The following is an 11,413-nucleotide window of genomic DNA, read 5'->3' on the forward strand; positions in this document are numbered from 1 at the left end:
ATTGATCTGTGTATAAGGCTCTTTGTTCCGGTCGCGACTCACGTCGCTCCCACAAGGAACGTGTTTGAACACCCTGTGGCACCCAACTCCCGCTATCCTCTGCAGAGAACTCTTGGAAGACGCGGATGAGCCAGACCCCACGCATCGCTTTTCTCGCCAGTCCTACCGACGAAGCACAACAGGCGCTGGCGACGCTAACCGCTCAACATGGTTCTCATGTGCCGGCAGAAGCCGACGTGCTGTGTGCGCTCGGCGGCGATGGTTTCATGCTGCAGACGCTGCATCGGCATGGCGGCCTCAGCAAACCCGTGTTCGGAATGAAGCTGGGTACCGTGGGATTCCTGATGAATCACTTCCGTGCCGACGGGCTGCTGGAACGCATTGCCGCCGCTGAACCCGCCAAGCTGCGGCCGCTGGAAATGCTGGCGTTGACGGAATCCGGAGCCACTACCGGCTCATTGGCCTACAACGAGGTGTCGCTGCTACGGCAGACCCGCCAGGCCGCGCACATCCAGATCGATCTCAACGGGGAGACCCGGCTGGACGAACTGATCTGCGATGGCGTACTGACCGCCACGCCGGCCGGCAGCACCGCCTACAACTTTTCGGCGCATGGCCCCATCCTCCCACTGGGCTCGCACACCATCGCGTTGACCCCGATTGCGCCATTCCGACCGCGGCGTTGGCGTGGGGCGATCCTCAAAGCCGATACCGAAGTCCGCTTCCGCATCCTGGACCCGTACAAGCGCCCGGTCAGCGCCACTGCGGATTCGCACGAAGTCCGGGACGTGGTGGAAGTGACTATCCGCGAATCACGCGATCACACGGTGACGATGCTGTTCGACCCGGTGCACAACCTGGAAGAACGCATCCTCAGCGAACAGTTCATGGTCTGATTGAGAGAGTGAGACATCTGGCACGGAAAACGGTTATGGTCGCGGCGTAATACTTCCGCTGCGCCCGGGGCCACTGATCGGGCTGGGGAACAAACGAGTGGAATAAGCAAGTTCGGATAAGCCTGCATCTGGCCGGGGAGGGTGACGATGCTGTTGAAGTCCATTGTGGTGCTGGGCGCATGCCTGGCCGTTTCGAACGCGTACGCCTGCAAGCTGTCCAGCGGCGTGGCTCCGTTTCAAGTCAGCACCGCCACGGCGTCCCCATCGGCGCCGGAAGAACTGAAACCGCCCGAAGTGCGGGTCATCAGCGTGACCCGCGGCGTCGGCACTCGCCGTGCTTCCTGCGACGACACCGGATTGCTGACCTTGCAGGTGGAATGGCCGCGCGGAACCGACTACAAGGTGCGCGACCTTGGTTTCCAGTTCCGTGTGGTTTCAGGAGAAACAGCCTACGCGCTCTTCCCAGCGGAACCGGTCGCCGGCAAGGTGGAAGGGCGGCAGGCCGAATTCCTGTTCATGTGGCAGGACGGACCGCCTGCCGAGCAGCAACCGATCCGCCTGGAGGTGGAAGTGCGCGCGGTGACGCAAGATCATCGGCTCGGCCCGCCCACACGTTTTGTATTGGATGCTGCGCCCGGTCGGTAGGGCTTCGCCATCTCAAGAGCGATCGTCATCCCGGTGAAGGCCGGGACCTAGTGCCTTACACGACAGCTGGGCAGAAACCGCTGAGTCCGGCCTTCGCCGGGATGATGATCGGCTATTGATTCGAATAAGTAGTCGACACGAACTGCTCGAACGCTTGTCTCATCACGGAAAGACACTGCTGCGAACACGGTCTCGCCGGCCGCGGCCGTCATGCCCGATACTGTGCGCATGTCCGATAACACGCCCCGTTTGCTTACCGTTGCCGTTACCTCACGTGCGCTCTTTGACCTGGAAGAAAGCCACGGGCTGTTCGAGCGCGAGGGCGTGGAAGCCTACAGCGCCTATCAGCGTACCCACGAAGACGACGTCCTGGCGCCCGGCATTGCGTTTTCCGTAGTGCGCAAACTGCTGGCTCTGAATGTCGGCGCGCCGCCCGATACGCCGCGGGTGGAAGTGATCCTGCTGTCGCGCAATTCCGCCGATACCGGGTTGCGCATCTTCAATTCCATCCAGCACCACGGCCTGGGCATCGTGCGTGCCGTATTCACCTCCGGCGAGCCGACGTGGCCCTATATCCGCCCGTTCGGCGCGGATCTGTTCCTGTCGGCCAATCCCGAATCGGTACGACGTTCGCTGGAGCACGGCATCGCGGCGGCCACCATCCTGCCGGCACAGGCACACCAGCAACGCCACGAGCATCAGCTGCGCATCGCATTCGATGGCGATGCGGTGATCTTCAGCGACGAAAGCGAGCGAATATCGCGCGAGCAAGGCGTGGAAGCCTTCAGCCAGCACGAGCGCGCTCGGGCGCGTGAACCATTGTCCGGCGGACCCTTCAAAGGTTTTCTGTCAGCGCTGCATGAATTGCAGCAGGTCTTTCCGGCGGATGAGCGCTCGCCGATACGCACCGCCTTGGTCACCGCGCGTTCCGCACCCGCGCACGAACGGGTGATTCGGACGCTGCGTGAATGGGGCGTACGCCTGGACGAAGCGCTTTTCCTGGGTGGGCGCCACAAGGGCCCGTTCCTGGACGCATTCGGTGCCGATATCTTCTTCGATGACTCGCAACACAACATCGACAGCGCCGTCCTGCATGTCGCTGCCGGACATGTGCCGCATGGCGTCGCCAATCCAGAAAGATAGGCACTTTTGTAGGAGCGGCGGGACGCCGCTCCTACAAACACCGAATGGGCCTACGGAGTCGCCAACGGCAGGCGGATATCCGTCAACCGCCAGCGCAATCCCTGCCGGGTGAATACGAACGTCACAGGCTCACCGCTCTCATCCAGCACTGTCGCGGTGAAGCGGGACAGCGATTCATATTGATGCTGGGCGTTCTTCAACGGATCAGCCGGCACCGGTGGTGCATAAGTGTCGCCGCCCACGGTTTCGCCAATCGCCTTCTTCCACATCGAGCGTCCCTGCAATAGCGCGCCGATACCCAGAGGGGTCACCATGGTGTCCACCGCACCGCCGAGCATCTGATTCGCCGCCGAAAGTGCGAAGGCACCCAGCAAGTTCGAAGACATGTCGGGGCCGGCCCGGCGCGCCAGGTAGTCCTCCATTTGCGCACGCAAGTTGACACGCAGCGCAGGGAAATCGACGTGTTTCTCCAGCTTGGCGGTGTCCTGCTCGGCCAGGGCCTGGCGGATGCCATTGATCGCCAGATAAGGACCCGCCGCCACGTAGCCGCCCAGCGCGAGCACGAGAATAACGACCACTGCGATCCACTTCTTCATGATGGTTCCCGTGGAGACAAAACAGGCTTGGAACGATGTTGCCCTTGGATGATCAAGGCGAAAACGTCGCTGGATCCCGGCATACGCCGGGCCGAGGAAGCGGGCTAAACATCTCGTGCTCTTAAAACTCCAGGTCCAACGCAGCGCATAGATAATCCACGAACGGCGCTAATGCCGCTAGATCCGCCGCCACGGTCTGCCGCAATGTCGGGCCGGTCATGGTGGCGTTATCCAGTGATCGCCAGAAGACGAAATTCTTGTGCTTGAGGTCGTCGATGAATTCGAAATCGGCCGGAAAGCCACGCGGTGGTCGCACCAACACTTCGCTCTCCTCGAAATCGAAGCGCTTCCGGAACTTGGGTGCATGCGCCGCTGCCTTCCAACTGCCCGGATTCTCAAAGATGAACTGGCGGACGCGGCGCTGGGTATCCGGTTCGGGGTGCCACAGGCCGGCGCCGACAAAGCTTTCGTTCGGCTGCAGATGCACGTAGAACGACGGCGCTGGCACCTGCTTACGCCGCTCGTGATAGAGCCGCGCGCCCTGCCAGTTCTTGTAGGGGGATTTGTCGGTGGAAAAGCGAGCGTCACGATAGATGCGGAATAGTGATCCGCCAACGGTCTTGGGGTCGGAACGGAAATGCCCGCTGATTTGCGCCAGATCCGGTTGCAGGTCAGTCAGCAGGCGCAGAAATGGCTGCCGCACGTGGTCCTCGTACCGCTGTTTGTGCGTGTTGAACCAGGCTTTATCGTTGTTGCGGGCCAAACCGCGCAGGAATTTGAAACTGGCTTCGGAGAAATAGGTGCTCATGCCGAAGAATCGAACGAGTGATGGAAAGGGATGTTGTGTTCGGTGCCGCGATTCACGCCGCACCCACCGGGTTCTGCAACTGCGACTGTAGGTCGCCCGTCCAGGCTTGCAGTTGATCCAGCAGCGCCTGCTTGGCGCCGTCATCGATGTGCTGGACTCGCAACGCCGCGATCTCGCCGGAGAAACTCTCGAACGTGTACTCGGACAAGCCGCTATCTTCGCAGAGGCGTCGGCGACGATAATCGTCCCACCGTTCGCGTTCGTCCAGAGTCAAGGTCTCGGGCCAGTTACGGGCGCGATAGCGGAACAGAAGCTCCGGCAGGCGAGCATCCTGAAATCCGAAATCGCGTTGGCCCAACTGCGCGGGCGGGGTTGCGCGCACCTGCAGGAAACGGCGCTTATCGGCATCGGCCAGGAACCCGTCGTAGAGCGAGGCGTCCGGATCGGATACGCCATAGGCGCGTTCGTCGGCGAAAACGCGACGGACTTTCTCGGCGAGAGCGGGGCCCGCCGCGCGTAACAACTGCGCGGCAGCTTCCACACGGATCGGATCGATCTGCAGCCGGTCCAGGTCGGCCGGCCGCAGATGTGGCCAGGCCACCAAGACCGGTGCCTTGTTGAGATGCACTTCCTTCAAGGGAACGCGCACTTCGCCCTCGGGCAAATCGGCGCTGGGCGTGTACAGCCGGTCCGCTATCTGCGCGGCATCCAATCTCAGCAACGCTTCCGCGTCGCCATCGAGATCGAACACGAGTATCCGATTGTCGAAGCGCGGGTGCCGGGTGATCGGCAGCACGGGCGCAGCGCACATGCGGCTGGCGGGATACCGCTGCGAGATATGCAGCGCTGGAGCCATTGCGATGGTGTCCAGCAAGTTGGCGGCGAAGCGCTTGTCGCGCAGTTGCAGCGCGTAGTCCCAGAGACGCGGTTGGCTTTGGCGCATCAATCGCGCCATGCCGATGGTGGCGTACACATCCGAGAGCGCTTCGTGCGCGTCACCCTGGCGAACATCGTTGGCCAAAGCCAGCTGCTCCAGCTTGAATGAAGTGCTGCCGTCTTCGCGCTGAGGCCAGACGATGCCATCCGGCCGCAGGGCATGCATCAGGCGCAATGCATCCAGCAGGTCCCAGCGCGAATTTCCACCACGCCATTCGCGTTCGTAGGGATCGTAGAAGTTGCGGAACAGGCCATGACGGACGAACTCATCGTCGAAGCGCAGCGAGTTGTAGCCCAGTGTGCAGGTCTCGGGTCGCGATACTTCATCATGGATACGGCCGAAAGCTTCGGCTTCACTAACGCCTTCATGCAACGCCCGCTGCGGCGCGATGTCGGTGATGAGCGTAGCGATGGGAGACGGCAGCAGGTCGTCCGCGGGTCGGACAAAGAAACTGATCGGTTCTTCAATGATCTGAAGCTGCGCATCCGTGCGTATGGCGGCGAACTGGGCGACGCGCGTCCGGCGCGGATCAGCGCCGAAAGTTTCCAGGTCGTAGAACAGGAAACTGGCGGCCACTAGGGTGCATCCACCAGCGGCGACAGCCGTGCCAGCACCGCGGCATCCACCGACGCCCAATCGACCTGTGCCAGTGAATCGAGTCCATGCGTGGCGTTGGTCAGGATGTCGCGCTGGATCTCACTGCGCTCCAACGCCATGGCGTAAGGAATCAACATGAAAGTGACCATGGCGTAATGGGGTACGAAGCGACCGGGATGACGTTCCTGCAATGCCAGCTCTAGTTCGCGTTGCAGCAGGAAATCGGTGTTGTCCACCCGGTCGCGCATCTCCAGGTAATTCTCCAGCGCCATTTTCTGGATCGCCAGCGCATTGGGTTGCCGTTCGGCCTCGAATCCAGCGAAAGCGGCGGCGCGGTCATCATGGGAGAGAAGGTGCCGCGCCAGCGCCACGCAGTCTTCGAAGGCGCAGTTCATGCCCTGGCCGTGGAACGGTACCATCGCATGCGCGGCATCGCCCAGCAGCACCGCACGGCCGCCGATATGCCAGCGATCCAGGTAAAGCGTCGCCAGCAATCCGGGCGGATTACGTTCCCAGTCCTGTTCCAAAGTCGGGATCAACGACAGGGCATCCGGAAAATCGCGCTGGAACAGGGCACGTGCCTCAGCCCCGCTGCGGATGGTCGCGAAGCTGGGATCGCCCTGATTTGGCAGGAACAAGGTGACGGTGAAGGTTTTTTCATCGTTCGGCAGCGCGATGCACATGTAGCGGCCACGCGGCCAGATGTGCAGCGCATTCGGTTCCATCCGGAAATCGCCATCCGCGGCAGGTGGGATTTCCAGTTCCTTGTACGAATGGTCCAGGAAGTCGGTGCGTTCCCCAAGCTCCGTTTTCAGCTTCATCGCCGTGCGTAGCGAAGAGCCCGCCCCATCCGCGCCTACCAGCGAATCGAAAGCGACTTCGCGGTATTGGCCGTCGCGGTCGTCGACAAAGCGTGCGAGTGAAGCGTCGAAATCCACGCTTTCCAGTCGATGATGGAAATGCAGGTAAGCGCCGGCTTTTTCTGCCAAGTCGAGCAAGGTGATGTTGAGATCGCCGCGGTGGATCGACCAGATCACTTCCGTATCGTCGCGTCCGTAGCGCTGCAACTGCAAGCGGCCATCCAGCGAATGCACCATGCGGCCGCGCATCATTACCGCCTGCCGCATCACTGCGTCGTCGGCATCGGCCTGCCGCAATGCGTGCCTTCCGCGTTCGGCCAGCGCGAGATTGATCGAGCGACCGCCTTCATAGCCTTTGAGCCGTGGGTCGCCGCGCTTTTCGTATATCTCCACCCGCCAGCCTTCGCGCGCCAGCAACGTACCCAGCAGCGCGCCGGCCAGGCCCGCGCCGATGATGGTGATGGAGCGCTGGCGTTCAGTGGTCAACGGGATGCTCCGCTGCAAAGCTGGTGCCGATCGCGCCTGGGCGAGGACGCCGGTTTAACTAAATTCCCCGCCATGCTTCCACCTCTTCGACAAACCGATAGACATCCATGAAGCGGTTGTACAACGGTGCGGGGGAGATGCGGATGACGTCGGGTTCGCGCCAGTCGCCCAAGGTGCCCACCGACACCAGATAGTCGAACAGTTCGCGCCCGCGCTCGCGTCCGCCGATCACACGCAGCGACAACTGCGCGCCGCGTTGCTGCGGGTTATTGGGAGTAATGATCTGCAATACGTCCGACAGCCTGGCTTGGATAAGCGCTTCCAGAAAGCCGGTCAATTTCAGCGATTTGGTTCGCAGCGCCACCATGCCGGCGCGGTCGAACAAGTCCAGTGATGCGCGCAACGGTGCCAGCGCCAGGATGGGCGGATTGCTGAGTTGCCAACCCTCCGCGCCAGGCGTAGGCAGGAACTCAGGTCCCATGCGGAAACGGCTTTCTTTTTCGTGGCCCCACCAGCCGGCGAACCGCGGCCGATCGGTGCGTGCGTGGCGATCATGCACAAAGCAGCCGGCCACCGCCCCGGGCCCGGCATTCATGTACTTGTAGTGACACCAGACAGCGAAGTCGACGTTGCAGTCGTGCAGCCGCAGCGGCAGGTTGCCCGCGGCGTGCGCCAGGTCGAAGCCCACCATGGCGCCTTGCGCATGCCCCAGTCGGACGATCTCCGCCACGTCGAACGCCTGGCCCGTGCGGTACTGGATACCCGGCCATAGCACCAGCGCCAGGCGGGGGCCATGTTGGGCGATGGCGCGTTCGATGGCTTGCATCGACAGCGTGCCGTCGGGCTGGTCCGGCTCCAGCTCGATCAGCGCTTCCGCCGGGTCGAAACCGTGGAATCGGATCTGCGATTCCACCGCGTGGCGATCAGACGGAAACGCTCCCGCTTCGATCAGGATCGCCGGGCGTTCGGCGGTGGGGCAGTAGAAACTGACCATCATCAAATGAAGGTTGGCGGTCAGCGAATTCATCGCCACCACTTCCGACGATTGCGCACCCACCACGCGTGCCAGCGGTTCACGCATCAGTTCGTGATACGTCATCCATTGGGCGTGGCCGGTGAAATGACCCTCAACCGCTTCCATCGCCCACTTGTCCAACACCTCGTTGACCTGGATGCGCGCCGCGCGGGGTTGCAAGCCCAGCGAGTTACCACAGAAGTAAAGTTGTTCGTTGTGTTGATGCTTGGGAATCAGGAATTCGTTGCGCAACGCGCGCAGCGGATCAGCGGCATCGAGCGCGATGGCATGGGTGCGGGACAGCGAATCGGTCATGAGGTTTCAGTGGAAGGAAGCGTCGGACTGTGGGAGCGACGTGAGTCGCGATGGGCTTTCCTAGTGAAGCTTCGTCGCGACTCACGTCGCTCCCACAGGAGAGGTATACATGGGCTCAAGCGAACCTCGCAGCAGACAGCCCCAGCCATTCCAGCGCGGTGCCGTGATACAGGCGTGCTTGCTGGGTGTCGTCCAGCCCCAATGCGGCAATAGCGGCACCTGGTTCTTGTTCACCCAGTGGAAACGGATAATCGGTGCCCAGCATCACACGCTCGAAGCCCACCGTGTCCAGTAGATAGTGCAGCGCACGGGAATCGGCTACCCACGAATCGAAATACACGCGGCCCAGGTACTCGCGTGGATTGCGGTAGTTGTCGGTCGCCACCAGGTCTGGACGCATGTTGAAGCCATGTTCGATGCGGCCGATGGTGTAGGGGAAACTGCCACCCCCATGAGCGAAACAGATCTTCAGCTCGGGCAAGCGCTCCAGCACGCCGCCGAAGATCAGACAGCAGGCGGCGCGGGATTGTTCGGCCGGCATGCCCACCAGCCACGGCAGCCAGTACTTGGGCATCGAGGCGGCACCCATCATGTCCCACGGATGCACGAGGATAGCGGCGCCCAGCTCGCTGGCGGCCTGGAAGAACTCGAACAGCTCCGGCGCGTCCAGGTTCCAATCGTTGACATGGGAGCCGATCTGCACGCCCTGCAGGCCCAATTGGTCCATGCAGCGTTCCAGTTCCTGTACGGCCAGGCGCGGCGATTGCAAAGGCACGGTGCCGATGCCGGCATAGTGGCGCGGATAGTCGCGGCAGGCGGTGGCGGTGTGATCGTTGAGCGCCTGGTGCAGCTCCAGCGCCTGGTTCGGCTTGGCCCAGTAACTGAACATCACCGGCACCGTGCTGATCACCTGCACCTGCACGCCGAAGCGGGCGTAGTCCTGGATACGCACCTGGGTGTCCCAGGTCTTGGGCAGGATCTCGCGGAAGAACTTGCCGTCCTTGTAGATGCGGTGGCGGCCGTCGTCGCCGTGATGAATCACCGGGAATCGCGCGTCACCGTACTTGCTGGCCAGATCGGGCCAGTCGCGAGGCAGGAAGTGCGCGTGGGTGTCGATCTTGAGCATGGCCGCAGTTTAGCCGAGCCGGGTGGGGCGGGCACGGTGCGGTGCAAGGCAAAGGGGAAACAGGCGCAACGTTGGGGATTGGGGTTGGCCGGTCGATGAATGGCTTCGTAGAGCCAGCTTGCTCCGCTGCTTTGCTCGGCTCTACGAGAAATGCCTTTAAACGGCTATTCGCTATCGCCTGCCGTTGCGACGGCCTTATTGCTACTGACCTGTTGCTACCGCGGGGCGCAGCTCCGCTCTACATAAAACCAAGCAGCTCAGCTTTCGGTTGTCGTGTACTTCGCCGGCGCCGGATTCAGGTGACCGCACGCTTTGCAGGTACGAAGCTCACGCGAGGAATAGAAGCGATCGAATACGGCCGGAAAGTCGGTTTCGATGTTCTTGAGCGGGAAGAATTCCTCGTACAGCTTGTGATTGCAGTTTTCGCAGTACCAAAGCAAGCCGTCCTGTTCGTGCGGCAGGCGTTTTCGTTCGATCACCAGACCGATGGAGTCGGGCATGCGCTGCGGCGAATGCGGCACGCCCGGCGGCAGCAGGAAGATCTCGCCGGCTCGAATGGGAATATCGCGCACAACCTCCGCACCTTCCTCCGTGCGTTCCTGAACGCGCAGCACCATTTCGCCTTCCAACTGATAGAACCACTCCGCGCCCTCATCCCAGTGGAAGTCGGTGCGCTGATTGGGGCCGCCGACCACCATGACGATGAAATCGCCGGAGTAGATGACCTTGTTGCCCACTGGTGGTTTGAGCAGGTGGCGGTGTTCTTCGATCCAGGCGTGCAGATTAATCGGCGACGGCAACATCTCAGCGGACCTCTTTCAAAGCAGCGATACATTTGAGTTCTATCGCGATCGGCGTGGGCAAAGCGTCGATGCCCAGCGTGGTGCGGCAGGGGGCGCTGGCGGAATCCGGAAAATACTCGGCCCATATCCTGTTGTAGGCGGCGAAATCTCGGCCCATATCGGTCAGGTAGACGGTGACATCGGCCAGGTCTTCCCACCGCGCGCCGCTGGCTTCCAGCACGGCCCGCACGTTGGCGAACACTGCGCGGGTCTGCGCCTGGATGTCGTACTTGCGTACGCGACCGTCGGCGAAATACTCATTGCCCGGAATCGCATTGGTGGCCGGATCGCGTGGGCCGATACCGGACAGGAACAATAGGTCGCCGACCCGGCGCGCGTGCGGGTAGACACCTACGGGTGCCGGCGCGGCGGACGCATGGACGGATTCACTCATGGCGCGTCGCGTCAGGCGAAATGGCGGCCACGGCCTTCTGGTAGGCCGGCATCAGCTGGTCGCCAGAATCCACGTCCATGCCGAGTTCGCGTACGCGTCCGTCGAAAAGGCTGTAGACCCAGCCATGCACCGCCAACGGCTGCCCGCGTGACCAGGCATCCTGCACGACGGTGGTCTGGCAGACGTTGAATACTTGTTCGATGACGTTGAGTTCGCAGAGGCGGGCATGGCGCAGCGACTCCGTATCGACCTGTTCCAGCAGCGGAGCGTGCTTCATCGCCACATCGGCTACGTGGCGCAGCCAATTGTCGGCCAGGCCGACGCGCAGCCCCGTCATGGCCGCATGCACGCCGCCGCAACCGTAGTGGCCCACCAGCAGGATGTGTTCGACTTTCAGGATGTCGATGGCGAACTGGATGACCGACAGACAGTTGAGATCGCTGTGGGACATCACGTTGGCGATATTGCGATGAACGAACACTTCGCCCGGGTCCAGGCCGAGGATCTGGTTGGCCGGTACACGTGAGTCCGAGCACCCGATCCACAGGTAGCGCGGGGACTGTTGCTGGGAAAGCCGCTTGAAAAAGCCGGGGTCTTCCCGCTTTATTCGTTCGGCCCATTCCCGGTTGTTGCGCAGCAGGTTATCAAGGTCGGTCATTCGTAAGCCCGAAAGAAGTAGAAGCAAGCGGCAGGGAGGCGAGTGCGGCCAGACAATCGGTCGCGGCGATCCGGTCCCACTGGACGTCGGTGATC

General features: G+C 62.0%; 12 protein-coding genes. 3 read left to right on the top strand and 9 right to left on the bottom strand.

What is annotated here, in order from left to right; all coding sequences use genetic code 11:
• Positions 1 to 125: 125 nt before the first annotated feature.
• The 3 genes from AADW18_RS01445 (at position 126) to AADW18_RS01455 (ending at position 2,684) form a co-directional block, all read left to right on the top strand.
• Complete coding sequence (locus AADW18_RS01445) at positions 126 to 896, top strand: NAD kinase (RefSeq protein ID WP_337341563.1); 771 nt, start codon at positions 126 to 128, stop codon at positions 894 to 896.
• A gap of 147 nt (positions 897 to 1,043) precedes the next feature.
• Positions 1,044 to 1,541: a hypothetical protein gene (locus AADW18_RS01450; RefSeq protein WP_337341564.1), complete on the top strand. Its 498-nt coding sequence runs from the start codon at positions 1,044 to 1,046 to the stop codon at positions 1,539 to 1,541.
• A 228-nt stretch (positions 1,542 to 1,769) separates the two neighbouring features.
• On the top strand, positions 1,770 to 2,684 hold the full coding sequence (locus AADW18_RS01455; protein WP_337341565.1) for a 5'-nucleotidase: 915 nt from the start codon (positions 1,770 to 1,772) through the stop codon (positions 2,682 to 2,684).
• A gap of 50 nt (positions 2,685 to 2,734) precedes the next feature.
• Here AADW18_RS01455 and AADW18_RS01460 read toward each other — a convergent pair whose 3' ends face one another.
• From AADW18_RS01460 to can, 9 genes are all read right to left on the bottom strand, one after another.
• Positions 2,735 to 3,280, bottom strand: coding sequence for a DUF2939 domain-containing protein (locus AADW18_RS01460; RefSeq protein ID WP_337341566.1), 546 nt, complete (start codon positions 3,278 to 3,280; stop codon positions 2,735 to 2,737).
• Positions 3,281 to 3,401: 121 nt separating this feature from the next.
• On the bottom strand, positions 3,402 to 4,088 hold the full coding sequence (locus tag AADW18_RS01465) for a DUF2461 domain-containing protein (protein WP_337341567.1): 687 nt from the start codon (positions 4,086 to 4,088) through the stop codon (positions 3,402 to 3,404).
• Positions 4,089 to 4,140: 52 nt separating this feature from the next.
• Positions 4,141 to 5,601 (bottom strand): exodeoxyribonuclease I, encoded by a 1,461-nt coding sequence (sbcB, locus tag AADW18_RS01470; protein ID WP_337341568.1) that lies wholly within the window; start codon positions 5,599 to 5,601, stop codon positions 4,141 to 4,143.
• Positions 5,601 to 6,968: an NAD(P)/FAD-dependent oxidoreductase gene (locus AADW18_RS01475; protein ID WP_337341569.1), complete on the bottom strand. Its 1,368-nt coding sequence runs from the start codon at positions 6,966 to 6,968 to the stop codon at positions 5,601 to 5,603. The genes sbcB and AADW18_RS01475 overlap by 1 nt, the downstream gene beginning before the upstream one ends.
• A 58-nt stretch (positions 6,969 to 7,026) precedes the next feature.
• Positions 7,027 to 8,298, bottom strand: coding sequence for a kynureninase (gene kynU / locus AADW18_RS01480; protein ID WP_337341570.1), 1,272 nt, complete (start codon positions 8,296 to 8,298; stop codon positions 7,027 to 7,029).
• A 115-nt stretch (positions 8,299 to 8,413) separates the two neighbouring features.
• Positions 8,414 to 9,424 (bottom strand): amidohydrolase family protein, encoded by a 1,011-nt coding sequence (locus tag AADW18_RS01485; RefSeq protein ID WP_337341571.1) that lies wholly within the window; start codon positions 9,422 to 9,424, stop codon positions 8,414 to 8,416.
• Between the two features lie 257 nt (positions 9,425 to 9,681).
• Complete coding sequence (locus AADW18_RS01490) at positions 9,682 to 10,227, bottom strand: 3-hydroxyanthranilate 3,4-dioxygenase (protein ID WP_337341572.1); 546 nt, start codon at positions 10,225 to 10,227, stop codon at positions 9,682 to 9,684.
• Position 10,228: 1 nt separating this feature from the next.
• On the bottom strand, positions 10,229 to 10,660 hold the full coding sequence (locus AADW18_RS01495; protein ID WP_337341573.1) for a RidA family protein: 432 nt from the start codon (positions 10,658 to 10,660) through the stop codon (positions 10,229 to 10,231).
• On the bottom strand, positions 10,653 to 11,318 hold the full coding sequence (gene can / locus AADW18_RS01500; protein WP_337341574.1) for a carbonate dehydratase: 666 nt from the start codon (positions 11,316 to 11,318) through the stop codon (positions 10,653 to 10,655). Before can ends, AADW18_RS01495 begins: the two co-directional genes overlap by 8 nt.
• Between the last annotated feature and the right edge of the window lie 95 nt (positions 11,319 to 11,413).

Origin of the sequence: Pseudoxanthomonas sp. CCNWLY206-1 (assembly GCF_039710385.1) — a bacterium.
In the GTDB taxonomy this organism is placed as follows: Bacteria; Pseudomonadota; Gammaproteobacteria; order Xanthomonadales; family Xanthomonadaceae; genus Pseudoxanthomonas_A.

Coding starts and splice junctions, on each gene's coding strand:
- AADW18_RS01465 (WP_337341567.1), bottom strand. CDS start 4,088: ATGAGCACCTATTTCTCCGAAGCCAGTTTCAAATTCCTGCGCGGTTTG.
- AADW18_RS01460 (WP_337341566.1), bottom strand. CDS start 3,280: ATGAAGAAGTGGATCGCAGTGGTCGTTATTCTCGTGCTCGCGCTGGGC.
- AADW18_RS01455 (WP_337341565.1), top strand. CDS start 1,770: ATGTCCGATAACACGCCCCGTTTGCTTACCGTTGCCGTTACCTCACGT.
- AADW18_RS01445 (WP_337341563.1), top strand. CDS start 126: ATGAGCCAGACCCCACGCATCGCTTTTCTCGCCAGTCCTACCGACGAA.
- kynU (WP_337341570.1), bottom strand. CDS start 8,298: ATGACCGATTCGCTGTCCCGCACCCATGCCATCGCGCTCGATGCCGCT.
- AADW18_RS01495 (WP_337341573.1), bottom strand. CDS start 10,660: ATGAGTGAATCCGTCCATGCGTCCGCCGCGCCGGCACCCGTAGGTGTC.
- AADW18_RS01485 (WP_337341571.1), bottom strand. CDS start 9,424: ATGCTCAAGATCGACACCCACGCGCACTTCCTGCCTCGCGACTGGCCC.
- AADW18_RS01490 (WP_337341572.1), bottom strand. CDS start 10,227: ATGTTGCCGTCGCCGATTAATCTGCACGCCTGGATCGAAGAACACCGC.
- can (WP_337341574.1), bottom strand. CDS start 11,318: ATGACCGACCTTGATAACCTGCTGCGCAACAACCGGGAATGGGCCGAA.
- AADW18_RS01450 (WP_337341564.1), top strand. CDS start 1,044: ATGCTGTTGAAGTCCATTGTGGTGCTGGGCGCATGCCTGGCCGTTTCG.